This window comes from Polaromonas sp., assembly GCF_035638815.1.
Lineage (GTDB): Bacteria > Pseudomonadota > Gammaproteobacteria > Burkholderiales > Burkholderiaceae_C > Polaromonas.
On the sequence record NZ_DASQZG010000019.1, the window covers coordinates 87,190 to 110,134 of the forward strand.

20 protein-coding genes are annotated in these 22,945 nt (G+C 58.9%); 4 read left to right on the plus strand and 16 right to left on the minus strand.

The window, feature by feature from the left end; all coding sequences use genetic code 11:
- The first annotated feature begins 37 nt into the window (after positions 1-37).
- Entirely contained in the window at positions 38-859 is an 822-nt protein-coding gene (locus VE934_RS13140; protein WP_324888191.1) for an outer membrane protein assembly factor BamD, read from the plus strand.
- Here the strand turns inward: VE934_RS13140 and VE934_RS13145 are convergent.
- Both VE934_RS13145 and VE934_RS13150 read right to left on the minus strand, forming a co-directional pair.
- Positions 822-2,825, minus strand: coding sequence for an ATP-dependent DNA helicase (locus VE934_RS13145; protein ID WP_324888193.1), 2,004 nt, complete (start codon positions 2,823-2,825; stop codon positions 822-824). The two genes, VE934_RS13140 and VE934_RS13145, sit on opposite strands and share 38 nt — an antisense overlap.
- On the minus strand, positions 2,825-3,028 hold the full coding sequence (locus VE934_RS13150) for a DUF465 domain-containing protein (protein WP_324888195.1): 204 nt from the start codon (positions 3,026-3,028) through the stop codon (positions 2,825-2,827). The genes VE934_RS13145 and VE934_RS13150 overlap by 1 nt, the downstream gene beginning before the upstream one ends.
- An 84-nt stretch (positions 3,029-3,112) precedes the next feature.
- Between VE934_RS13150 and VE934_RS13155 the strand changes: the two genes are divergently transcribed.
- The gene (locus VE934_RS13155) at positions 3,113-3,871 is read left to right on the plus strand and encodes a PP2C family protein-serine/threonine phosphatase (protein ID WP_324888197.1); all 759 of its coding nucleotides are present in this window, start codon (positions 3,113-3,115) and stop codon (positions 3,869-3,871) included.
- 7 nt (positions 3,872-3,878) lie between these two features.
- Here the strand turns inward: VE934_RS13155 and VE934_RS13160 are convergent, their stop codons facing one another.
- The 13 genes from VE934_RS13160 to VE934_RS13220 form a co-directional block, all read right to left on the minus strand.
- On the minus strand, positions 3,879-4,526 hold the full coding sequence (locus tag VE934_RS13160) for a hypothetical protein (protein ID WP_324888199.1): 648 nt from the start codon (positions 4,524-4,526) through the stop codon (positions 3,879-3,881).
- A complete protein-coding gene (zapE, locus tag VE934_RS13165) occupies positions 4,523-5,623 on the minus strand; it encodes a cell division protein ZapE (RefSeq protein WP_324888201.1) in 1,101 nt (366 codons plus the stop codon). Before zapE ends, VE934_RS13160 begins: the two co-directional genes overlap by 4 nt.
- Positions 5,624-5,694: 71 nt before the next feature.
- Positions 5,695-7,122 (minus strand): dihydrolipoyl dehydrogenase, encoded by a 1,428-nt coding sequence (lpdA, locus tag VE934_RS13170; protein WP_324888203.1) that lies wholly within the window; start codon positions 7,120-7,122, stop codon positions 5,695-5,697.
- 10 nt (positions 7,123-7,132) lie between these two features.
- Entirely contained in the window at positions 7,133-8,407 is a 1,275-nt protein-coding gene (odhB, locus tag VE934_RS13175; protein WP_324888205.1) for a 2-oxoglutarate dehydrogenase complex dihydrolipoyllysine-residue succinyltransferase, read from the minus strand.
- 61 nt (positions 8,408-8,468) lie between these two features.
- Positions 8,469-11,351 carry a 2-oxoglutarate dehydrogenase E1 component gene (locus VE934_RS13180; RefSeq protein WP_324888207.1) on the minus strand — a complete coding sequence of 961 codons (2,883 nt, stop codon included), beginning with the start codon at positions 11,349-11,351 and terminating at the stop codon, positions 8,469-8,471.
- A gap of 245 nt (positions 11,352-11,596) precedes the next feature.
- On the minus strand, positions 11,597-13,312 hold the full coding sequence (soxB, locus tag VE934_RS13185) for a thiosulfohydrolase SoxB (protein WP_324888209.1): 1,716 nt from the start codon (positions 13,310-13,312) through the stop codon (positions 11,597-11,599).
- Between the two features lie 71 nt (positions 13,313-13,383).
- Positions 13,384-14,028 (minus strand): sulfur oxidation c-type cytochrome SoxX, encoded by a 645-nt coding sequence (soxX, locus tag VE934_RS13190; RefSeq protein WP_324888211.1) that lies wholly within the window; start codon positions 14,026-14,028, stop codon positions 13,384-13,386.
- Positions 14,029-14,042: 14 nt separating this feature from the next.
- Complete coding sequence (gene soxA / locus VE934_RS13195; RefSeq protein ID WP_324888213.1) at positions 14,043-14,840, minus strand: sulfur oxidation c-type cytochrome SoxA; 798 nt, start codon at positions 14,838-14,840, stop codon at positions 14,043-14,045.
- A 34-nt stretch (positions 14,841-14,874) separates the two neighbouring features.
- Complete coding sequence (soxZ, locus tag VE934_RS13200) at positions 14,875-15,186, minus strand: thiosulfate oxidation carrier complex protein SoxZ (RefSeq protein ID WP_324888215.1); 312 nt, start codon at positions 15,184-15,186, stop codon at positions 14,875-14,877.
- A 153-nt stretch (positions 15,187-15,339) separates the two neighbouring features.
- Positions 15,340-15,807, minus strand: coding sequence for a thiosulfate oxidation carrier protein SoxY (gene soxY / locus VE934_RS13205; RefSeq protein WP_324888217.1), 468 nt, complete (start codon positions 15,805-15,807; stop codon positions 15,340-15,342).
- A gap of 138 nt (positions 15,808-15,945) precedes the next feature.
- On the minus strand, positions 15,946-17,055 hold the full coding sequence (locus VE934_RS13210; protein WP_324888219.1) for a c-type cytochrome: 1,110 nt from the start codon (positions 17,053-17,055) through the stop codon (positions 15,946-15,948).
- On the minus strand, positions 17,039-18,364 hold the full coding sequence (gene soxC, locus VE934_RS13215) for a sulfite dehydrogenase (protein ID WP_324888221.1): 1,326 nt from the start codon (positions 18,362-18,364) through the stop codon (positions 17,039-17,041). Before soxC ends, VE934_RS13210 begins: the two co-directional genes overlap by 17 nt.
- Positions 18,361-18,744, minus strand: a complete 384-nt coding sequence (locus VE934_RS13220) for a metalloregulator ArsR/SmtB family transcription factor (protein ID WP_324888224.1) — start codon at positions 18,742-18,744, stop codon at positions 18,361-18,363. Before VE934_RS13220 ends, soxC begins: the two co-directional genes overlap by 4 nt.
- A gap of 241 nt (positions 18,745-18,985) precedes the next feature.
- Between VE934_RS13220 and VE934_RS13225 the strand changes: the two genes are divergently transcribed.
- Together VE934_RS13225 and VE934_RS13230 are read left to right on the plus strand one after the other, a co-directional pair.
- Positions 18,986-20,314 (plus strand): porin family protein, encoded by a 1,329-nt coding sequence (locus VE934_RS13225; protein ID WP_324888226.1) that lies wholly within the window; start codon positions 18,986-18,988, stop codon positions 20,312-20,314.
- Positions 20,315-20,335: 21 nt separating this feature from the next.
- A complete protein-coding gene (locus VE934_RS13230) occupies positions 20,336-21,811 on the plus strand; it encodes a FecR family protein (protein ID WP_324888228.1) in 1,476 nt (491 codons plus the stop codon).
- A 7-nt stretch (positions 21,812-21,818) separates the two neighbouring features.
- Here VE934_RS13230 and VE934_RS13235 read toward each other — a convergent pair whose 3' ends face one another.
- Positions 21,819-22,844: a glycosyltransferase gene (locus tag VE934_RS13235; protein WP_324888230.1), complete on the minus strand. Its 1,026-nt coding sequence runs from the start codon at positions 22,842-22,844 to the stop codon at positions 21,819-21,821.
- Positions 22,845-22,945: the final 101 nt, after the last annotated feature.

A 22,945-nucleotide genomic window follows, 5' to 3' on the forward strand; every position in this document is an offset into this window, starting at 1 on the left:
CTTTGTTCAGAATCAGTCATCAAGAGGATCAATTGCGATGTTTTCCACCAAATTATCGGTTGTTCCAGTGACATCCCCTTCCACCGCCGCCCTTGTGGCCTGCGCACTGCTTCTCACAGCGTGCTCCACCCCAGTCAAGGACCCTACCGCCGCTTGGAGCCCCAACAAGATTTATTCCGAAGCGCGGGACGAAGCCAACTCCGGCGCTTATGACAAAGCCATCCCGCTGTTTGAAAAGCTCGAAGGTCGCGCGGCTGGCACGCCACTCGCTCAACAAGCCCAGCTGGAAAAGGCATACGCCCAATACAAGGGCGGGGAGCAGGCACAAGCTCTGGCCACCCTGGACCGCTTCATCAAATCGCATCCGTCCAGCCCTGCGGTGGACTATGCCCTTTACCTCAAGGGCCTGGTCAACTTCAACGAAAACTTGGGCCTCTTCAGTTTCATTTACAGGCAGGATCTGTCCGAACGCGATCAAAAGGCCGCCAAGGAGTCCTTTGAATCCTTCAAGGAACTTGTCAACCGCTTCCCTGATTCCAAGTATTCAGTGGACGGGCGAGCGCGCATGGTCTATATCGTGAATCTGCTGGCCCAGTACGAAGTGCATGTGGCTCGGTATTACTACAACCGCGGCGCTTATGTCTCGGCCCTCAATCGCGCGCAACTAGCCATTACCGACTATCAGGACGTGCCCATCCTGGAAGAAGCGGTTTTCCTTTTGTACAAATCCTATGACGCGTTAGGCATGACCCAACTCCGGGACGATGCCAAGCGAGTGCTGGAGACCACTTATCCCCAGAGCGAATATCTGACTAAGGGTTTCAAGTCGGTGAATGCGCCTTGGTACAGGTTCTGGTAAGCAGATCCAGCCTTGCCTCAAGCTCTTGCTCTGAAGCCAGCCGCTGCATCGCGGGCAAGGCGCGCAGCAGGCGCTTGCCGTAGCCCATCACTGCCAGCCGGCTGTCGCATACGACCAGGACGCCCTGGTCGGTTTCGCGCCGTATCAGCCGGCCCGCCCCCTGCTTCAGGGCGACTGCGGCTTCCGGCAAAAAGTAGTCGTTAAAGGCGCTTTTCCCTACTGACTCCAGCAAACGCGACTTGGCCTCAACCATGGGATCATTCGGCGGTGGGAAAGGAAGTTTGTCGATGATGACCAGCTGCAGGGCGTCACCCGGTACATCAATACCTTCCCAGAACGACGCCGACGCGACCAGAACGCAACCCCGCCCACCATGGCTGTCGCCCTCGCGAAAACGCTCGATCAGCATCCTCTTTGGCATGGCGCCCTGTACCAGGACTTCTAGTTCGGTGGAATTTTCAAATGCAGTCTGCAGGGACTCCCCGATACTGCGCAAGGCCCGCAAGGTTGTGGTGAGAACCATGGTCCGTCCGCCGAGGCGACGGCTCCAGGCAGTCGCAACTGCAGCAACGGCAGCGGTATGCGCAGGGTCGGCTGGCTTGGGAAAGTTTTGGGGTATGTAGAAAGCAGCCTGGCGGGCATAGTCAAAGGGACTGCCCACACGAAGCACTTGCGCACCTGTCAAGCCGCAGGGCTGCGTAAACCAGCTTAATGCTTCATCGTCCCCCAATGTTGCCGACGTAAAAACCCAGGTCTTGGCAGATTCGCCCTCTCCAAAAACCTTGGCCTTCACTGTTTTTGAAATATCCAGCGGGGACTCCACCAGTCGCAACTGGGTGCCAACATCCAGCCAGCGTACGCCCCCGGGCTCTGGGAACCCGGCGAAAGCCTGGGCGCGGGCAGCCAATTCTGTCGCACGCTCATGTAGCCGAACAAAATCGGGCGCGATCTCGCTCACTGTGTCGAGCGCGTCACGGGCAGGCAGCAACGCCGCCCCCAGGGCGTGCAACGCAGAGCTCCACTCCGAGGCGTCCAGCCCTTCAGGTGTGACATCAGTCCAGCGCAGCTTCGTACCGGGGTACGCCTTTCCCACAGACAGGCGCAGATCTCGCGCCGCATGTTCCACAGCCCCTGCCAACTGGCTCCAGTCGAGCAGACCCCGCGCGAGCTGGAGCCCTGCACCCAACATATCGCGCGAAAAATCAAGCAGTTGCCCGGTCGACAGGTTTTTGCCCAGGAATTGCACACCGGTTTCATTGAGCTGGTGAGCCTCGTCAAAAATGGCGATTCGCACGCTGGGCAGCAGCTCGGCTACGCCGGACTCGCGCACAGCCATGTCGGCAAAGAAGAGGTGGTGATTGATCACCACAACGTCCGCAGCCAGGGCCTCCCGGCGTGCATGATTCACGTGACAGGCACGAAACCGGGGGCACGGCGCGCCCAGGCAGTTTTCGCGCGTTGAAGTCACCCACGGGATAACCGCAGACCGTTCGTCCAGACCTGGCAGTTCGGCAAGGTCACCGGTTCGGGTGACGGGGGCCCAGGCTTCCACCTTGGCCAGTGCACGCAGCGCAGTGCGCTCAGGAAAGTTCGCATCATGGCGCGCCATTTCCATGCGGTGCAGGCAAAGATAGCTGCCACGCCCCTTCAACAGCGCGGTACTCACCGGGACTCCAAGGGCCTTGACCAGTGCGGGCAGGTCACGTCCAAACAACTGATCCTGTAGCGCCTTGGTAGCCGTCGACAGCAAGACGCGCTCGCCACTGAGCAGTGCGGGAACGAGGTAAGAAAATGTTTTTCCGACGCCGGTGCTTGCCTCCACCACCAGGGGGTAAGCGCCTTCTATCGCGCGGGCAACTGCCAGCGCCATCTCGGTCTGGCCTTCGCGTGGAAGAAATTGATCAGTGGCACGTGCCAGCACGCCGTCAGACGCAAAAACCGCCTGGACTTGGGACTCAAGCTTCATCAGGCGGGTTCAGGCGGGTCGAGCGACAGTTCGAGCTGGTGAATCTGATCACGCAGGGACAAGCGGCGTTTTTTGAGGCGCCTGAGCAGCAACTCATCGATGGGGATGGCGTGGCAGGAGATGTCTACCAAGGCATCCAGGTCTGCGTGTTCAATCTGGAGTTCAATCAGGCGACGCGCCGGGGAGTGTAAATTCAGGTCCACGATTATTTTGTCCGGGGCGGTATGCTTCGTCTGATAATACGTCGATTACGGAGATAAATCGAGTCAAAGGCTCGCGCATACAAGATGTCCAAAGGTTATCGAATCACAGCGTCCACCGGAATCCACAAGGGAGACCGCGACTATCAGCAAGACCAGGTGGCATTGATTACCCACTCCCGCATCCCCGGTTGCATGCTGGGCATCGTGGCCGATGGCATGGGGGGCCGCAGTGGCGGGCGCAAGGCTTCCGACCAGGTCATGATGACTGCGAAGCAACTCTTCGAACGTTATTCACCCATAACCGACGACCCCGTGGCGATGCTCAAACAGCTGGTTGAGGAAGCACACACGGTGATCAAGCTAACCGCCATCTCGGCGGAGCAGGAGCCCCACAGCACGCTGGCTGCGTTTTTAATCAACCCTGCAGGCGACTGCCACTGGGTGCATGCAGGCGACTCCCGGGTCTATTACTTTCACGGCAGCAAGATGGTCAAACGGACCATCGATCACTCCTATGTTCAGACCCTGGTCGACAAGGGCGAGATCACGGATGAAGAGGCCAACGTCCATCCCCAGTCCAATATTTTGATGGGATGCCTGGGCACGGAGGAAGGGCCGCCTGTCAGTCAACACTTCATCCCGCAGCTGATGCCAGGCGACACTTTGCTGGCTTGCAGTGACGGGGTCTGGCATTACTTCAGCCCCAACGAAATGGGCTCTGCCTTGTCCATGCTGTCGCCCCGCGAGGCATCGGAATTTTTAATTCAGAAAGCCAGATCGCGGGCCAATGGTGGTGGAGACAATTTGTCTCTGGTCATCGTCAAGCTTGAGGCACTCGCCTGAGCCATAGTTAGCTGGCAGGGGTTGGCAGAGGCTTGGCGGCAGGCTTCGTTTGCTCGCGCAACTCTTTCTCCCGACTTGCCTTTCTTTCCCGGATTTCGCGCTGCTTGTCGTTGTACTTTTTGACCTCCTCCGCAGAGGCGGCCTGCTTTTCTCCGCGAGCCTGCGCTCTTTCCTCAGACCCCTTTATCTTGTTCGCAGCCTCAGCTGCATTTGTTGGCTCCTGTTGTTTGAGATCGCCCCGCTCCTGCGCCTTCAAGCGCGTCCGCTCTACACGGGAACGCTCATCTTCGAGAGCTTTGGCACGGCGCTCCGCAGCTTGCTGCTGCACTTCCAGAGAATTCTTTTCTGCCGTTTTGGCGATTTGCTCCTCCGCCTTGCGTTTGCGCGTCTCGTCATTCAGCACGACTTCCTGACGCTTCAACTCAGCCATCGCGTCCCGGCGCCTTTCCTTGACTTCGTTCAAACACATATTCACAAAGAATTTTTTGTAACAGGCAGCGTCCTCCGCATCGAAACCGGCTTCCAATGCAAGACGCTGCGCATTGATCCGGCTTTGCTCCTGAGCGGAGGCCGCCTCAGCCAGGTCAAAGGCCGTTTGCGCGCCGGCGGCAAAACTTGTTGCCAGAGCCATCCATGCTAAAAACCGCTTGTTCATGTGAGTGTGGTGTCCACGTTTCTGCGCTCCAGCGCCAAAAATTCTGCTGACTGCATCTCGCCAAGACGTGAGACCGTCCGGGGAAACTCATGAGCCAAAGGGCCCTCGGTGTACAACGCCTCCGGCGCCACTTCTGCCGACATGATGAGTTTGACACGGCGATCGTAAAGAACATCTACCAGCCAAGTAAAGCGTCGCGCCTCCGATGCCATTCGCACCGGCATGTGGGGTACATCGCTGAGCAGAACCGTATGGAACTGACTGGCAATCTCCAGGTAGTCGTTCTGCGAGCGCGGTCCACCACACAACGCCTTGAAATCGAACCAGACAACGCCGCCCGCTTTGCGTCTGGCCTGAATTTTCCGGGATTCAATATGCAGGATCGGCGTTTCGTCGTGGGACTCGGCCAGGCGCTTGAAGGTTTCCTCCATCTCCAGATCGGCCTGCGGCCCCAGAGGCGTGTGGTACAGCTTCACCTGCTCCATCGTGCGACGGCGATAGTCGGTACCGTTGTCAACACTCAGCACCTCCAGCTTTTCCTTAAGGAGATCGATCGCAGGAATAATCCGGTCGCGATGCAGGCCGTTCGGGTACAGATCATCGGGATGAAAGTTCGACGTGGTCACAAACCCAACGCCATTTTCAAAAAGAGCCGCCAGCAGCCTGTGAAGGATCATCGCATCGGTGATGTCGGCCACGTGAAATTCGTCAAAGCAGATCAGGCGATATCGTTTGGCGATTCGCTTTCCGAGCTCGTCAAGGGGGTTCACTACGCCCTGCAAATCACGCAGCTCCCGGTGAACCTCGCGCATGAACTCGTGAAAATGCAAACGCGTCTTGCGCTTGAGTGGCACCACGCTGTAAAAGCAATCCATCAGAAAGCTTTTGCCGCGCCCCACCCCGCCATGCATATAGACGCCGCGCGGAACGTCGGGTCGGTTAATAAGCTTCTTTAACGGGTTGGAGCGCTGCTCCCTGAACTCAGCCCATTCGCGCGCGCACCGATCCAGTTCCTCGACGGCACGAAGCTGCGCGGGGTCCCCTTGATAGCCGCGAGCAGCCAGTTCGCTCTGATACTGCTCAAGGACGGATGTCATAAGCCGACGCCGGGCGGCCCCGAGGCGGCTACGCCCCACACGACCTGGGAGAACGTGGGGGCCGCCATGCCTCAGAAGTTCAGTGTCCGCTTGTCCACCGCCAAAGCCGCTTCTTTCGTCGCCTCGCTGAGCGACGGGTGGGCATGGCAGATTCTGGCGATGTCTTCCGCGCTGGCCCTGAACTCCATGGCCACGACACATTCGGCAATCAATTCGCTGGCCATTGGGCCCACGATGTGCACACCCAGAATTTCGTCGGTCGCTGCATCAGCCAGCATTTTCACCATGCCGGTTGTGTCACCCAGCGCCCGCGCACGACCGTTAGCCATGAACGGGAAAGTACCCGCCTTATAGGCGCGGCCCGCAGCCTTGAGCTGCTCTTCGGTCTGACCCACCCACGCAATCTCGGGGTTGGTGTAAATGACCCAGGGAATGGTGTTGAAGTTGACATGACCGTGCTGGCCAGCAATGCGCTCGGCCACCGCAACGCCCTCTTCTTCTGCCTTATGCGCCAGCATGGGGCCGCGCACCACGTCACCGACCGCCCAGACATTGGGCAGGTTGGTTTTGCAATCGCCGTCAACCACAATGGCACCGCGCTCGTCGAGCTTCAGGCCCACGGCTTCAGGCGCCAGACCAATGGTGTTAGCCACCCGGCCGATGGACACAATCAACCTGTCGACCTCCAGCGTCTGGGCTTCGCCCTTGGCATTGGTCCAGGCGACAGACACGCCCTTCTTGCCGGATTTGATTTCCCCAACCTTCGCACCAAGTTCGATCTTCAGACCCTGCTTGACGAAAGCCTTATGGGCTTCCTTGGCAATCTGCTGGTCGACTGCGCCCAGGAACGTGGGCAGGCCTTCCAGCACCGTCACTTCGGCGCCCAGGCGACGCCAGACAGACCCCATCTCCAGACCAATCACGCCAGAGCCAATCAGGCCCAGCTTTTTCGGCACAGCGCCGATGCGCAGGGCACCGTCGTTGGACAGGATGTTTTCCTCATCGAACGGCGCACCCGGCAAGGCACGCGCGTTGGAGCCCGTAGCCACGATGATGTGTTTGCCGGAAATCATTTCTTCAACCGCTCCAGCGACCTTGATGTCATACAAGCCGTCTTTTGCAGCGACAAAAGAACCACGACCGTGGAAAAACGTGACCTTGTTTTTCTTGAACAAGTAAACAATGCCATCATTGTTCTGCTTGACCACGGTGTCCTTCCGGCTCACCATCCTTGCCACATCCAGAGTCAAGCCCTTGACATCGATGCCGTGTTCGGCAAAGTGGTGGCTGGCATGGTCATAGTGCTCGGACGACTGCAACAAAGCCTTGGAAGGAATGCAGCCCACGTTGGTGCAGGTACCGCCAAGCGCAGGCCCACCCTTGGCGTTTTTCCACTCGTCGATACAGGCCACGTTAAACCCCAGCTGGGCTGCGCGAATGGCGGCAATATAGCCACCGGGACCGCCGCCGATGACGATCACGTCAAATTGTTTGGACATGTCTTGCTCCTTAGATGTCAAACAACAAACGTGCCGGATCTTCCAGCGCTTCTTTCATGGCCACCAGTCCGAGAACGGCTTCGCGGCCGTCGACGATGCGGTGGTCATAACTCATGGCGAGGTAGTTGATGGGACGTACAACAACCTGGCCGTTTTCCACTACTGCACGGTCTTTGGTGGCGTGCACACCCAAAATTGCGGACTGGGGTGGGTTGATGATCGGCGTAGACAGCATGGAGCCGAACACGCCGCCATTGGAGATGGAGAAAGTTCCGCCTGACATTTCTTCAATACCCAGCTTGCCGTCGCGTGCCTTGGCACCGTACTCGGCGATTTTCTTTTCGATGTCAGCAAAGCTCATCTGGTCTGCATTGCGCAAGATGGGCACCACCAGGCCACGCGGCGAACCGACCGCGATGCCGATGTCAAAGAAGCCGTGGTAAACAATGTCGTTGCCGTCCACAGAGGAGTTGAGCACAGGGTATTTCTTCAGTGCATGCACAGCAGCTTTGACGAAAAAGCTCATGAAGCCGATCTTCACGCCATGCTCTTTTTCAAACTTTTCCTGGAAGCGTTTGCGCATCTCAATCACCGGTGCCATGTTCACTTCGTTGAACGTGGTCAGGATGGCGTTGGTGGACTGCGACTGCAGCAGACGCTCGGCAATACGGGCGCGCAGGCGGCTCATGGGAACGCGCTGCTCCGGACGCTCGCCCAGGCTGTCTTTTTTGGCGGGGGCTGCGACTTGAGGCAAAGAAGTGGTCGGCGCCCCAGTAGGTATGGCGCTGGCAGCTACTGATTTAGGAGCAGAACCGGCGGCGACTGCACCCAGTACATCGCCCTTGGTGACGCGCCCGTCTTTGCCGGTGCCTGGCACAGAGCCTGATGCCAGCTGGTTATCCGCCATCAGCTTGGCGGCGGATGGCATGGCCACACCGGCCATGCTGCCACCGGCAGCAGCTGGAGCCGCAGCAGGTGCTGCCGGCGCAGCGGCGGTGGCAGCAGCAGGCGCTGCCGCGGCGGGAGCTGCAGCGGAGGCTTTGCCCTCGGTGTCGATTTTGGCAATCAGCTGCTCAGCGGCGACGGTGCCACCATCAGCAATGAGGATTTCGGACAAAACGCCGGCCGACGGTGCGGGCACTTCAAGCACAACCTTGTCGGTTTCGATTTCGATGAGGATTTCGTCGATGGCGATGCTGTCGCCCACCTTTTTCTTCCACTGCAGCATGGTGGCTTCAGCGACGGACTCGGACAACTGGGGGACTTTGACTTCTACGATAGCCATTTGGATTCTTTCGGGTGTGTGGGGTTGGGAGCAGGCACGCCAAGGGGCGCGCCTGTTTCGCTTATTTGGTCAGGACGAAGCCTTTGAGCTTGGCAAACGCTGCATCTACCAGTGCTTTTTGCTGCTCCTGGTGCAGATGTGAGTAGCCGACTGCAGGCGAGGCAGACGCTGTCCGACCGGCGTAACCGAGCTTCTGTCCCTCTGCCATGTTCTCGTGGATGTAGTGCTGCACAAAAAACCACGCGCCCTGGTTTTGCGGCTCGTCCTGGCACCAGACAATCTCCGAAAGATTGGAATACTTTTTCAGCTCGGCCGCAAAGGCCTTGTGCGGGAATGGATACAACTGCTCGACGCGCACGATGGCGACGTCGTCAATTTCTTTTTCTTCCCGCTTTTTGGCCAGGTCGTAGTAGACCTTGCCCGAACAGGCAATCACGCGCTTGACCTTGTCTGCCTTCAGCGTGCCGCTATCAGGAATCACGGTCTGGAAACTGCCCTTGGTGAACTCGCTGAGCGGGGACGTAGCGTCCTTGTTCCGCAGCAGCGACTTGGGCGTCATGATGATCAGCGGCTTGCGCAGGTTGCGCACCATCTGGCGGCGCAGGACGTGGAATATCTGGCTGGCGGTTGTAGGCTGAACCACCTGCATGTTGGTGTCGGCAGACAACTGCATAAAGCGCTCCAGGCGCGCTGAGCTGTGCTCGGGACCCTGGCCTTCGTAGCCGTGCGGCAGCATCAAGGTGATGCCGTTGACGCGGCCCCACTTCACCTCACCCGAGGCGATGAACTGGTCGATCACAACCTGCGCGCCGTTGACGAAGTCGCCGAACTGGGCTTCCCAGATCACCAGGGTGTTGGGGTCGTTGGACGCATAGCCGTATTCGAAAGCCAGCACGGCTTCCTCGGACAGGATGGAGTCAATCACCACAAACGGCGCCTGATTTTCAGCGACGTTTTGCAGCGGCACATAGGTGCCGGTGTCCCACTTCTCGCGGCTCTGGTCGTGAATGACCGCATGACGGTGGGTAAAGGTACCGCGTCCGCAGTCTTCGCCCGACAAACGCACGGGGTAACCACTGGCCACCAGCGATGCAAAGGCCATATGTTCGCCCATACCCCAATCCACAGGGATGTCGCCGCGGCCCATGGCAGCGCGGTCGTCATAGACTTTTTTGACCAACTGGTGTGCTGTCACAGTTGCAGGGATGGTGCTGACCTTGTCGGCAAGGCGTTTCCACTCGGCCATGGGGATGGCGGTATCACCCGCATCCGTCCACTTTTTGCCAAGGTAAGGACTCCAGTCAACGGCGTAGTTGCTCTTGAAGTTGGTGACCACCGGGTCAAAGGTGCTTTTGCCAGCATCCAGTGCAGCACGCACGGCCTTGACCATGTCGTCGCCCAGCGTCTCCCCCATGCCCTGGGCCGACAGCCTGTCGGCGTACAACTTGCGGGTGCCGGGGTGTTGCGCAATTTTTTTGTACATCAGCGGCTGAGTCAGGGCCGGTGTGTCCTGCTCGTTGTGGCCCAGCTTCCTGAAACAGATGATGTCGACCACCACATCTTTCTGGAAGGCCATGCGGAACTCAAGCGCCAGCTGGGTTGCCAGCACCACGGCCTCTGGATCATCGCCGTTGACGTGCAGCACCGGCGCTTCAATCATCTTGACGACGTCTGTGCAATACAGGGTCGAGCGGCTGTCGCGTGGATCGCTGGTCGTGAAACCGATCTGGTTGTTGATCACCAGGTGCACCGTGCCGCCGGTGGAGTAACCACGGGTCTCGGCCAGCGCCAGCGTTTCCATCACAACGCCCTGCCCTGCAAAGGCCGCGTCACCGTGCACCAGCACAGGCAGAACTTGCAGACCCTTGGGGTCGGCGCGGCGGTCCATGCGGGCACGTACCGAGCCTTCAACCACGGGGTTGACGATCTCAAGATGTGAGGGGTTGAAAGCCAGGCTCAAATGCACCGGGCCGCCCGGGGTGGTCACATCAGAGCTAAAACCCTGGTGGTATTTAACGTCACCGCTGGGCAAATCTTCGGGAGCGGTGTGGTCAAACTCGGCAAACAGATTGGCGGGCACTTTGCCCAGCGAATTGACCAGAACATTCAGGCGACCGCGATGCGCCATGCCAATCACAATTTCCTTGACGCCTATGCTGCCGCCGCGCTGGATCAGCTCGTCCATGCTTGCAATAAAACTTTCGCCGCCTTCGAGCGAGAAGCGTTTTTGGCCGACGTATTTGGTGTGCAGGAAGCGCTCCAGTCCTTCCGCCGCTGACAGACGATCCAGAATGTGAAGCTTTTTCTCAGGCGTGAAATTGGGCTTGCTGCGGATGCTTTCCAGTTTCTGCTGCCACCAGCGCTTCTGGTTCTGGTCCGTCATGTACATGTACTCGGCACCAATGGTGCCGCAATAGGTCTCACGCAGTGCGTTCATGAGCTCGCGCAGGCTCATGGTTTCTTTGCCGAAGAAGGTGTTGCTGGTGTTGAACACCGTTTCCTGATCAGCATCGGTGAACCCGTAAAACGCCGGATCCAGCTCGGGAATGTTGTCGCGCTCGGTGCGCTTGAGGGGATCCAGGTCGGCCCAACGCGCGCCGACATTACGGTAGGCGGCGATCAGCTGCTGCACAGCGGTGCGTTTGCGGCCCAACTCGGCATCCTGGCTGGCTACAACAACCCGCGTGCCCCCCAGTTTGGCGCGCTCGGCAAAAGCGTTAACCACAGGCAGGTGCGGAACGTCTTTGGCGTTGCTGCCGTCGACGGCGGGGACATGCTGGAGTGCGTCGAAATACTCGCGCCAGTTGTCGGGCACGCTGCCGGGGTTGGCGAGATAGTTTTCGTACATCTCTTCGACGTAAGGCGCATTGCCCCCGAAGAGATAGGTGTTGCCTTGATAGGCTGAATAGACGGACGAAGACGCCGACTGCGAGTTAGAACTCATTACGCTGACCTCCGTTTCCCTTTGGGAAACATTAGCTGGCCATAACTGGGTATGGCTGGTTGATTAACCTTCCGCAACACGGCTGGACCGATTAGCGGATGCGACTGTGGCAAGGAAGGGCCTTCAGAAACAGAGTCGATTGTGCCACTGAATGGAAAATACACCAAAGGCTTGTAGCACTTCAGTCGTACGAATTGATATTTACGTTTGTCATGCCAGCGTCAAAATAGCGCTGATGTGCCGGCTCAGGCGAGGCCGGGATTTCCGGCCATACCCACGAGAGTCGGCAAATTCAGTTTGGGTGGTTTGACCACTTTTTCGGCTTTGAGATAAGTCTCGACGACTTCCCACGCGGGTGGTCCGGCGTTTTTGCTGGCTTCCTGCACGGGCGCCCACCCGGCCACCTTGTAGCTTTTGTCCGCCTCAATGAGAACACCTTTCAGGCGCATGTCCTGGATGCGCGCTCCCATTTTGGCGCCGGGTTCGCAGCGGTAACTTAAACCGCCCACACGCACCATGTCGCCGCCCTGCTGGTAATACGGATCGGGGTTGAACAGATTGTCGGCAACGTCTTCAAGCACCGTTTTGATCATGTCGCCGCGCATGTCGGTCAGCGTGGTCCAGGGATAGGTAATGGCGGTCTGATCCATCACATGCTCACGAGTGATGGCCTGGCCCGGCAAGAGCGAGGTACCCCATCGGAATCCGGGCGAAAAAGCGATGTCGGCGCCGCGCACGGCCATCAATGCGTCAAGGATCAACTGGTCAAAGGTGCCGTTGAAGTTGCCACGGCGGTACAGCGTGCCCTCCGTCATGGCCAGTTTTTCTGACAATTTGGACTCGTAAGGACCGCGGACTTTTGCGATCAGCGCATTCATGGCCGGATCTGCGGGCAGCAAACGCGAGAAGACGGGCAGCAGGCGGTATTTGAACCCGGCAACTTTTTTGTCCCTGACGTCGAGATCGAGCACTCCGAGGAACTTGCCGTTGCTGCCCGCGTTGGTTACAACGGTCTGACCGCCAGCATTTTTGACGATGACCGGCACCGGCACGCCGTCATGGGTGTGCCCACCCAGAATGGCGTCGATGCCCGTGACGCGAGATGCCATTTTGAGGTCTACATCCATGCCGTTGTGGCTCAGCAGCACCACCGCGTGTGCGCCTTTGGCTCGCACCTCGTTGACGGTTTCCTGCATCTCGCTTTCGCGGATACCAAACGTCCAGCTTGGCGTCAGCCAGGCGGGATTGGCGATTGGCGTATAGGGAAAGGCCTGGCCGATGATGGCAACCGGCACCCCGTTCATTTCCCTGATGACATACGGTTTGAAAACCGCATCGCCAAAGTCAGCGGTCTTGACGTTCTGGGCAACAAAGTCGATCTTCCCGGCAAAGTCCTTCTCAACGATAGTCTTGATACGCTCCTCGCCGTAGGTGAAGTCCCAGTGGCCGGTCATCACATCAACGCCCAGCAATTTGGCGGCGTCCACCATGTCTTGCCCCTGAGTCCAGAGAGCCGTTGCGCTGCCCTGCCAGGTGTCACCGCCGTCCAGCAGCAAGGCGCCCGGCCGGTCGGCGCGCAGTTGCTTGACCAGCGTGGCGAGGTGCGCAAAACCGCCAACCTTCCCGTACTGGCGCGCGGCGCGCTCAAAGTTCAGATAGGTGAAAGCGTGGGCCTCTGGCGTGCCCGCCTTCAGGTGCGCCGCCTTGAGCAGATGCTCGCCCACCAAATGCGGCAGTTGCCCCCGCATGGCACCCACGCCCAGATTGACCGACGGTTCGCGGAAGTAGCTGGGAACAAGTTGCGCGTGGCAGTCGGTCATGTGCAGCAAATGCACATTGCCGGAGCGCGGCACGTCGTACAGGCTGGCAGATTGCGCTGCACTGGCCTCGCGCTGAAGCGGGAAACCAGCGGCCAGTGCCGCCGCCATGACGCTGGAGAATTCGCGGCGGGAAAGATTCATGCGACTTTACTATCAAATCAATAGCAAACTATGCCCGCAGTTAAAGGGCAAAGTGCCAAAACAGTCAATAACTACTTGTTGACAGGCGATTGTGGGTCAAGCAGTAGCGCCATCACGTGTCGCAACTGCGTTTCATTCAGGATGCCCGCATGGCCAAACCGCGGCATGCCCGAGCATGCGTTGTAGGCCTTGGCATTCCAGAGCTTGCCCCAGGTGTAGTCAACAATGGGCTTGCTGTCCGCAGCAGCAGGATTTGCCACGCCGCGCAGTTTGCCGTAGTTGTAAAGGCTGGGACCGATGGAGCCGAATGAAAGCTCTTCCTTGCTGATCTGATGGCAGTTGTAGCAGCTGCCGCCGTTGGCAGAGCCGGCCGGGTCTGTCCAGGTCATGCCACGGCCGTTTTGGGCGATTTTTTCGCCCTCGCGCCAGTCGCCAATAAATTTGCCGTCGGTGGGCATCTTCACAGTTTCGAGATTGGCGGTTTCAATGGCCTTGGCCAATTTGTCGTCCAGAGCGGCGCCTTGGGCTTCTGAGCAGTTTTTGTTCGATGCGTCCTGAACCAGCCAGGCGGTCTTGGCAATGCCCTGGTCACGAAACGATGACTGCAAGACTTTTTGTGTGGCCGCCGCAACATCCTGCGGTGAAGGGCCCGCAGCGCAACCGGCGAGGAAAACGCCCAACACCAGCCAGGCAGCACGTTTGTAAGTGTTTTTCATCTTGAAGTTCTCCTTCAACGCTTGAGGGCTGGTGCAGTGGAAACGCCGCCCTTGCCGTTGACGCCCATGTAGACACCCAGGGCAATGGTGACGTCAGATGCGTAACCCGGGAACGGAAAGCGCTGCTGGCGGTAGCAGTCATTCAGGCGCCTCTGCATGCTCCACAAGTCGCCACTGGAAACGCGGTAGGCCGGCCAGGCGCCAAATCCATCTCCGGCACCCGGATTTTTGGTCAGGTTGGGCAGGTCTTGCAGGCGCACACGCTTGTTGTCTTCTCCATGGCAGGAGGCGCATGAAAAATCGTAAGGGCCGGCACGCTGGTAGAAGACCTGCTTGCCAACCGCGTACATCAGCTTTTCCTGGGTATGGGCCTGCGGCAGATTGAACTTCATGCCGCGCGATTCGCCGGAGATAAAGGCCACCAGCGATTCCATGGTCTTTTGCTCGTCGCGGCCAAAAGGAGTTTTGGCAATGGCGTCCGCACTGAAACCCTGAAGGCTTTCCATGCAGGTCAGCAAGCGCGACTCCAGGTCTTGCACCCGCTGCGTGTCTGGGAAATAGCGCGGGAGTTCAACAAACGCGCCTTTTGTGATGCCCGGGCCCTTGCCCAGGTCGCACTTTTGAAGGCTTGCGTTTTTAGGGCCTCGGGCCTGCTTCCACAAGGCCTCTCCTCTGGCTTCAAACAGTTCGGCAGGGTTGCCATCGGCCAGCATGGCGCGGTACTCGGCAATGCCCTCCGCTGTGCTTTTCTGCGCAGCTGCGGTCATGGGCAGCAGGCCAGCCGCGACCAATCCCAATAGTTTCCAATTCATCGCTCGCTCCTCGTTTTTGTTTGGGGGGCTTTTGTCAGGTGATGACTGCTTCGTCGCTCCGTTTGTCGCCCTTGTTATCGGTCCAGCTTACGATGAGTTTCTCGCCCGCCTTTCCACCTTTAAAGCTGAACTGAAGATAGGGGTTTTTGGAGACGGCGGGACCCCACTGCGCGCTCATGACGGTTTTGCCGTTGTGCACGGCGCTGATGTTCTGGATAAACCAGGCTGGCACGGTGTTGCCTGCAGCGTCTTTGCGCTGGCCGCTTTCCATCTCGTGGCTGACCAGCACACGCACCGTCGTTTTGTCGCCTTGGGCCTGGGCCCGGATTCGCATTGGTTCTGACATTTTTTTCTTCCTTCAAATTGTTGATAACAACCATCGGCGTAGCGAGCGACTGTCAGCCTAGGCGCGGGTGGCTGGAAACCGGAACGTACTTCAGGTACGTGAGGATTGCCAGACGGGGCCCGCAACGACGGATCACAGCCGCGAAGTAGCCGATCAGCCGCCGCAGCCGCCCAAAGTGACCTTAACTTCCTTCACGGCATAAAAAAGCTTGTCGCCTACCTTGGCCAAGGCGTACACATTGGAAGACTGGCCCATCTTGAGATTGGTAGACACGATGGCGTCAGTGCCGGCAGGAATGTCAAACAGCGCGGCCAGCGCGTTGGGGTTTTTCTCGACTACCAGCGCCACTTGCGTGGTGCCTGGAATATTGCTCTGCGCGCCCACCCTGACCACACTGCCGTTTTCGGCAATTTCCGGGGCTTGCAGAATCAGGTCCTTGCTTTCGGCAGGGGCACCACTGCCGCCCAGAGCGCGAGCCGCTTCTGCAAGGGTTTTGCTCTCAAATGCGGTTTTGTTCCAGGCTGCGCTGGTCTGGGCCTGCGCGGGCGACAGCCCTGCGGAAGCTGCCAGCGCCAAGGCTGTGGCGCCAGAACTGCTGGCTAAAAAATGACGACGTTCCATGGTTTGAACTCCTTTACCTGTCTATAACTCAGTTTGAAATACTTGCGAATACTTGCGAATACTTGGGATCGATTGAACACAGAATTTGCGGTTTGCGTGAGGGTATTCACCCCAGCACCGCCCGTTCATTACAAACCATCACCGGTCGGGAAAGTCCTTTACCAGCCACTGGGCCAGCAGGCCCGCTTCGGCTTCACTAAGCGCCTGCGCTGGCATCGGCATGTTGCCCCAGACGCCCTGCCCGCCATCCTTGATTTTGCCCGACAGGTAATTCACCGCGTCAGCACGGTCTTTGTATTTGCCGGCTATTTCCCTGAAGGATGGCCCCAGTACTTTGTTGTCCATGCCGTGGCAGGCCATGCATGCATTTTTTTGCAGCATGGCTGTCGTGTTTTGGGACGCTATCCTTTCGGGAGCAGGCTTCGCCCGTGCTGCAAGGGCAGAAGGCCTGTTTGACTCAGAAAAATCTGCGGAAGGCCGGGAGGTATCTGCGCCGCGGCTGGGGCCCAGCGGTCTGGACTGCTCGGCCAGCTGCCCATGGGCATTGCGCGCGTAATCCGGCAAAAAGCTTTTGACCACCACTTCTTTTTTGCAGTCCCGCACGCAGGCCGAGCCTTGGACGTCAACCCTGGTTTTGCCGCCCAGTTCGCGGCCGGGCCACATCGCGTGACTGGTTGTCATCCCCCCGCGGTTGGGCAGGCGCTCCTGCACCTCGCGGACATTGCCATCGGACAGCGTGAAGTCTGCAGGCAGCACATCGCCCAGATGCAGCATGTAAGCCGTGAGGGCGTACACCTCGTCCGCGCTCAGCGATTTGGGTGCATTCCACGGCATCGCGCGGTTGATGTAATCCCACAGCGTGGACAGCGTTGACAGCTTCATCAGGCTGGTGCGCTGCGGCTGATTGGCGCCAGGCTGCAGGCTGTCAACGCGCCCGGTTTTTATGTCCTGCGCAGACGTACCGCCCACCAACGGTGTGAAGATGTCGGCCGATTCGCCAAAGCTGCCATGACAGGAAACACATTGCGCTTCCCATAGAACCTCCCCCTGCCGTACCGTGCCACGGCCTTTTGGCAAACCCTTGAAGTCGGGCCGGACATCGATGTCCCAGGCTTTCACTTCAGCAGGCGTCGCCGTACGACCAACGCCCGGGAATTTTTCAGCCGTCGCTTGCGCTGCAGCGCCGAACGCAGCGCACGTTGCCAGGACTACGGCGGCCAGCCTAAAAAGCCTAAGACAGCTGGACATTCTTGACCTCGCCGTTTTCTTCCAGCGCCCAGGATTGAATGGCGTTGTTGTGATAAATGCTGCGTGAGGCCCTCACCTTACGGAGTTCGCCATAGGTCGGCTGAATCTGGCCGGTTTCATCCACCGCCCGGCTTTGAAAAAACGCGGGCTTGCCGTCCCAGACAAAATCACTGTTGAAACGCGTCAGGCATTTCGAGAGGATCGGGCCTTCAAGCCGCGCCGGCTTCCAGTTTTTGCCGCCATCGATCGACACATCCACCCGTTTAATCTTGCCGCGACCACTCCAGGCCAGCCCGGTGAGGTTGTGAAAGCCTTTCTCAAGAAGCACCTGCCCACCGCTGGGTGATGTGATGACGCTTTTGACTTCCTGGATGCTGGTGTATTGCCGGTGCAGCCCGTCGGGCATCAAGTCCACGTAGTGAAGGGTCTCGTCCTTGCTGCCATACGGCATGTCGCCCAGCTCGATGCGGCGCAGGTACTTGACCCAGCTGACGCCCTGCGCACCCGGCACGATAAGGCGAAGCGGGTAGCCGTTTTCGGGGCGCAGCATTTCCCCGTTTTGACCGTAAGCCAGCAGCACCTGGCCATCCATCACCATGCTCATCGGAATGGTGCGGGTCATGCCGGAACCGTCTGCGCCCTCCGCCAACACAAATTTGCCACGCTTGAAATCAGCGCCGCACAACTCGAGCACCGTGCGCAGCGGCACGCCGGTGAACTCGCTGCAGCTGATCATGCCGTGCGTGTACTGCACCGTGGGCACAGCCACATTGCCCCATTCCATGCCGGTGTTGGCGCCGCACTCAATAAAATGCATGCGGCTGACGCTCGGCAGGCGCATCAGCTCATCCATGTTGAAAACCATGGGGCGCTTGAGCATGGCGTCGTCCGAACCGTTGACCATCAGCCGGTGTTTGGACGGGTCTACATCCCACCAGCCCTGATGGTGCCGTTCAAAATGCAGGCCGCTTGGTGTGATGATCCCAAAAAGGCCCTGCAGAGGCGAAAAACTCACGCTGGACTGCGGCACGCGCGTCAGGCCCGGGCTTTCGCGCCGCTGCAGGTTTTTTTCCCACTTGCTCGGCACGCCGTAACCGCGCGCGGCCACGGGTTGACCCAAGGCCTTGCTGTGTGGTGGCAGGTTCAGGATATGAGGGTCGCCCTGCGCGTGGGACTGGCCGGAGACCATGGCTCCACCCGCTGCGGCCATCGCACTCGCCAGAAATCCACGGCGACCTGCTCGTACCTCCTGGATCTGCTGCCGGCTCAGAAAGCTCTCTGGCGCGCGGCGGATAAACCTGCTCATCATGTCGAGCCTTCGTGCAAACGCGGCGTCAGACTCTGGCCCTCGGCCATCGTCCCGGGCTCGTCCAGCTCAATGGCGATCTGGGTGCAGACGCTTCGGCATAAAGCCACAGCTTTTTCACTTTGGACACGGTAGATCACCTGCGTACCTTCTTTCCGCTTGGCCAACACCCCGGTCCGAAACAACACAGCCAGGTGCTGGGAGAGATTGGGCTGGGTAGTGTCGATCTCGGCTAGCAACTCATTGACCGATTTCTCCCGCTCGCAGAGAGAGCTGAGCACCCTCAGGCGCATGGGCGTCGCCAAGACTGCAAACAGCTCAGCCGCAAGCTCAAACACCCGTCCTTGGTCTGAATGCCCCGCGGTCTGAATCATGTCGTTCATTGAATAGCTTGCCTGCACCATATATAAGCAATGACTAATATTAAACTTTACGGGATCCAACAGTGCTTCGGGCTTACCCTCGGTCACACTCGCGCAGCTGCAAGCAAGCGTACATCCGCCGCAAGCAGCTGTTGCCATCATGCAGACTTCACAGCCAAAGTGGCCATAAAATCACGATCCTGTCTACATCGCGTGCTATAAAACCCGCAGTGTCCCAAGGTTGTTGCTTATGCTCACATATATGTTTTCCAAACCCTCCGTTTTTTCATCAGGCATCTGCCTGGCTGCGTGTTTACTCGGGAGCGGGGTACGGGCGGAGGTCGATGCGCTCGTCAGAGAGTCCGTGGTACTGATCAACGAAGGCAAGGCCCAGCAAGCGTTTGACAAACTTGCCGCCGTCGAGACCACGCGCGCGGGTGACCCTGACTTTGACACGGCGCTCGGCATTGCCGCCAACGACACGGGCCAGTTCACCCGCGCTGTTTTCGCACTGGAACGTGTTCTGTCGGTCCAACCCGGCAACTCCCGCGCCCGCGCAGAGCTGGGCCGGGCCCTGTTCTCCTTGGGCGACAACCCCTCGGCCCGCCAGGTGCTGCAAGAGGCCAAACGGGACAACATTCCGCTGGAAGTCAGCAAGAAAATTGACGACTTCCTGCAAGCCATTGACCGAAACGAAGAGGCCGCGCGCTCGTCCGTGAAGGCCTATGTCGAATCCAGCTACGGCATAGACAGCAACATCAACAGTGGCCCAGCCAATGCCAACGTCGCTGTTCCCTTGTTTGGCGGTCTCGTCTTCACGCTGGCCCCCTCCAGCGTCAAACTGAAGGATGACTTTTACACGGTGGGCGCAGGCGTCTCCGCCCGCTATGTCATCGACCCTCGCCTGTCGCTGATTGGAAGCGCCAGCGGAAGCTTCCGTTTTTACAACGACTTCAATGACTTTGACACCCGTCAGACCGACCTCACCGCCGGTGCGACCTACCGACTGGAAAAAAACGAGTTCACAGCCGTCGCCCAGGTCGGGACTTTTTATGCCGACAACCGCCGGGCGCGTGATCAACGGGGGGTCCAGGCAGAGTGGACTCACCGCGTGGATGCTGCCAGACAATGGAGCACTTATCTGCAATTGTCCACCTTGCGCTACCCTGACCAGCACGTCCGCGACGCCGATCGCTACGTGCTGGGCACCTCGTATGCCACCGCCTTTAGCAGCGGCTTGCTGCTTTCCGGCGGTGTTTATGCAGGTACCGAGAGGGAACGCGCCAACGCCGTCCCCCACCTCGGACATCGCCTGGCGGGCGTGCGGGCGGGTATGCAGCAAGCTGTCAATGCTGACCTGGACCTGTTTGCCAGCCTGGGCTACGAATCCCGGCGTTATGGCGGGCAAGACCCGCTGTTTTTGGTCACCCGCCGAGACCGCCAAAGCAGCATGAGCCTGGGCCTGAATTGGGTGCCTGCCTTCAGCTGGCGAGTGACGCCCCAGTTGACCATGCTGAGAGTCCGCTCCAACATCGCCATTTCTGATTTTTCCAAGCAGGTTCTGTCAGTTACCGTGCGCAAAGATTTTTGAAGTTCCCACCGAGGCATCTCCATGAAACACAACTTTCAACTCAAGAACGCCGCCCTCCTGATGGCGCTGGCTGCCGCTTATCCGCTGCAGGCGTACGCACTGGCGGGGGTTGCCCAGTTCACCGCAGGCGAAGTGAACATCCGCCAGACCGATGGAAGGGTCACCGCGCTGGCCAAAGGTGGGGATATTGACAGCGGGCAGGCCATCGTGACGGGAACCAATGGCCGGGCTCAGGTCAAGTTCACAGATGGCGGGATGATTTCCCTGCAACCCAACACCGAATTCAAGATCGCCAACTACGTCGATCAAAACGACCCCAAGCAGGATCGCTTTCTGGTGGACCTGCTGCGCGGCAGCATGCGCGCCATCACCGGCCTGATCGGCAAGCGCAACCGGGACAACTACAAACTCACCACCACCACGGCCACAATCGGCATCCGGGGTTCGGGTTTTAAAGTGGGCTACAACGCAGACGGGTCGCTTGGCATCACGAGTGAACTCGACAAAATTGAGGTTTGCAATCAGAGCGGCTGCATGGGTTTAGTCGCTGGCGAATCTGTCAAGGTGCTTGACAACGTGACGCCACCCGTCAGGACCAGCGAACAACCAAAAGTGGATACTCCGCCTGCGAAGAAGGAGACCAACGTGGCGGCCGAAAAGGTGACAAGTGCGGGTAAGGCCGTGATAGTGGAGGACGTTAAGCCAGCTCCGGCTCCGGCTCCGGCTCCGGCTCCGGCTCCAGCTCCGGCTCCGGCTCCAGCTCCAGCTCCAGCTCCAGCTCCAGCTCCAGCTCCAATTCCAGCTCCGGCTCCTGCTCCAGCTCCAGCTCCCAACACAGGGACTTTCTCCGATATGCGCGGGGTTATCCATTACCACACGGTGCTGAGTTCTGCCGACCAAGTCGGCACCTTCGCCTCGTCATCAAGCAACGGTTCGGCCACGCTGTCGGCGGGCAAACTCACCGAAATAAACATCAACGGATCGACCTTCAAAGTCGGCACCGCGACCCACGGGGATTCATTGGGAACCATTGCCAATGGCGACTTCATTGGCTGGGGTAATTGGGCCAGTGGTACCAAGGAAGTCACCGGTTCCACCAACATTTTCCAGGGACACTATGTCGTCGGTAAGCCCACCGCCGTTCTGCCCACCACAAGCGGCACCACTTTTGCGACCTACAGCCGTGTCGGACATACAGAACCCACCAACTACCTGGGTACCAGCGGCACGCTGACCAGCGCCACCCTCCAGGTCAACTTTGACCCGACGCAGATAGGGGGGCGAATGCTCAGATTTAGCGCTAGCACCTCGTTCGGCGATGTGACCGAAAATTTTGTTTATTTCTCAAGCTCCAGTTTCGCCAGCGGCAGTGGCAAAGTGGTCGGCATATTCACAGGCGCCAATGCGGAGCGGGCCGGCGTCGTCTATAACGGCACCGTTACCACGGGCACCGTTGGTGGGTCGTTTACAGGCACTGCCGTTTTCCTGAAACCCTGAATCGGCCTCATTGCAGATAAAAATCGAGGTCGCTTTCGGCTGCATCCTGGCCATGCAGTTCCAGCGCTTTTTGGCTGGCCGCCAGGCCTGTTGTCCGCCTCAACCCAGTCGAGCTACGTAAAAGCATCAACGAATCCCAAGCCTGCTCCTGGGTATTGATCAAAAAGCCGGAATTTCCTTCTTCGATAACCTCGGCATAACCGCCGCGCGCATGGGCGACCACCGGTAGCCCGCTCGCCATGGCTTCCAGCACCACCCGCCCGTAAGCCTCCGTGGAAGCACCTGTGCGATAGAGAAAAACATCCAGTCCGCCGTAAAAATCCGCCGCCGGGATAGCCCCGGCCGGCAGCAGCTCTATGCCCTCTACACCGGCTAGCGCGGGCATCAGGCAAGTGCCGCCCATAATTCGAACGCGAATACCACGGCTGGCAAGCATCCGGTAAAGCGCCGGGTCATCGGGGTGGTGTTTGTCCAGCGCGTCACGGCTGACCCGTCCAACGGTAAAAGGCCTCGGCCCGGGTCCGGTGGGCGCATGCGATGGCAAAGCAGCCAGGCGATTTTCTGCAACGAGTAAAAACGGCCTCAGGTCGATCAGGCTGCGAATCACCCGGCCCGACAGACCGACACTCCGCTGCAACATGCGAGAGACAAATACCAGTTCGGGATCAATGCCAGTGCCATTACGCACGGCCTCGATCGCTTCAAACAACTGACCGTGGTTAGCCAGGTTGTAGAACAGGATGATTCGATCAAACTTGGTGTATTTCAGCCACAGCCCCGGGCGCATGTGGACGCCAGCAATGAGCAAAACGCCGTTTTTAGGAAACTGGTGCGCAAAGGGCTGGACTGTGACGAGGTTTTCGCCCGCATAGGCCCGGTGCGGCGCTACGTCTGACCAGATTCTCACCGGCCGTCGGCCTGCGACAAGGCGCCGAATATCCAGCAGTTCCCGCTCGGCACCGGTGAAAAGGTCGGTGAAGTGCCCCAGCAGGTGAAGGGTTGAAGTGGGGCGATCCGGCACAGCAGAATACATGCATGGATCATAGTCACCAAGCCAGCGCCGCAGCAAAACACTGCAACATAATCGGTGGATATGGAGAACTGCCCGCACAACAGACTACCCCAAGACACTCA

What these genes read in the sequence shown, in the direction of transcription:
- VE934_RS13145 (WP_324888193.1), bottom strand. Translation starts at nt 2,825, where the DNA reads ATGAAGCTTGAGTCCCAAGTCCAGGCGGTTTTTGCGTCTGACGGCGTG.
- VE934_RS13180 (WP_324888207.1), bottom strand. Translation starts at nt 11,351, where the DNA reads ATGAGTTCTAACTCGCAGTCGGCGTCTTCGTCCGTCTATTCAGCCTAT.
- VE934_RS13230 (WP_324888228.1), top strand. Translation starts at nt 20,336, where the DNA reads ATGAAACACAACTTTCAACTCAAGAACGCCGCCCTCCTGATGGCGCTG.
- soxX (WP_324888211.1), bottom strand. Translation starts at nt 14,028, where the DNA reads ATGAAAAACACTTACAAACGTGCTGCCTGGCTGGTGTTGGGCGTTTTC.
- odhB (WP_324888205.1), bottom strand. Translation starts at nt 8,407, where the DNA reads ATGGCTATCGTAGAAGTCAAAGTCCCCCAGTTGTCCGAGTCCGTCGCT.
- VE934_RS13210 (WP_324888219.1), bottom strand. Translation starts at nt 17,055, where the DNA reads ATGTCCAGCTGTCTTAGGCTTTTTAGGCTGGCCGCCGTAGTCCTGGCA.
- soxB (WP_324888209.1), bottom strand. Translation starts at nt 13,312, where the DNA reads ATGAATCTTTCCCGCCGCGAATTCTCCAGCGTCATGGCGGCGGCACTG.
- lpdA (WP_324888203.1), bottom strand. Translation starts at nt 7,122, where the DNA reads ATGTCCAAACAATTTGACGTGATCGTCATCGGCGGCGGTCCCGGTGGC.
- soxZ (WP_324888215.1), bottom strand. Translation starts at nt 15,186, where the DNA reads ATGTCAGAACCAATGCGAATCCGGGCCCAGGCCCAAGGCGACAAAACG.
- zapE (WP_324888201.1), bottom strand. Translation starts at nt 5,623, where the DNA reads ATGACATCCGTCCTTGAGCAGTATCAGAGCGAACTGGCTGCTCGCGGC.
- VE934_RS13225 (WP_324888226.1), top strand. Translation starts at nt 18,986, where the DNA reads ATGTTTTCCAAACCCTCCGTTTTTTCATCAGGCATCTGCCTGGCTGCG.
- VE934_RS13220 (WP_324888224.1), bottom strand. Translation starts at nt 18,744, where the DNA reads ATGAACGACATGATTCAGACCGCGGGGCATTCAGACCAAGGACGGGTG.
- soxC (WP_324888221.1), bottom strand. Translation starts at nt 18,364, where the DNA reads ATGATGAGCAGGTTTATCCGCCGCGCGCCAGAGAGCTTTCTGAGCCGG.
- VE934_RS13155 (WP_324888197.1), top strand. Translation starts at nt 3,113, where the DNA reads ATGTCCAAAGGTTATCGAATCACAGCGTCCACCGGAATCCACAAGGGA.
- VE934_RS13140 (WP_324888191.1), top strand. Translation starts at nt 38, where the DNA reads ATGTTTTCCACCAAATTATCGGTTGTTCCAGTGACATCCCCTTCCACC.
- soxY (WP_324888217.1), bottom strand. Translation starts at nt 15,807, where the DNA reads ATGGAACGTCGTCATTTTTTAGCCAGCAGTTCTGGCGCCACAGCCTTG.
- soxA (WP_324888213.1), bottom strand. Translation starts at nt 14,840, where the DNA reads ATGAATTGGAAACTATTGGGATTGGTCGCGGCTGGCCTGCTGCCCATG.
- VE934_RS13160 (WP_324888199.1), bottom strand. Translation starts at nt 4,526, where the DNA reads ATGAACAAGCGGTTTTTAGCATGGATGGCTCTGGCAACAAGTTTTGCC.
- VE934_RS13235 (WP_324888230.1), bottom strand. Translation starts at nt 22,844, where the DNA reads ATGTATTCTGCTGTGCCGGATCGCCCCACTTCAACCCTTCACCTGCTG.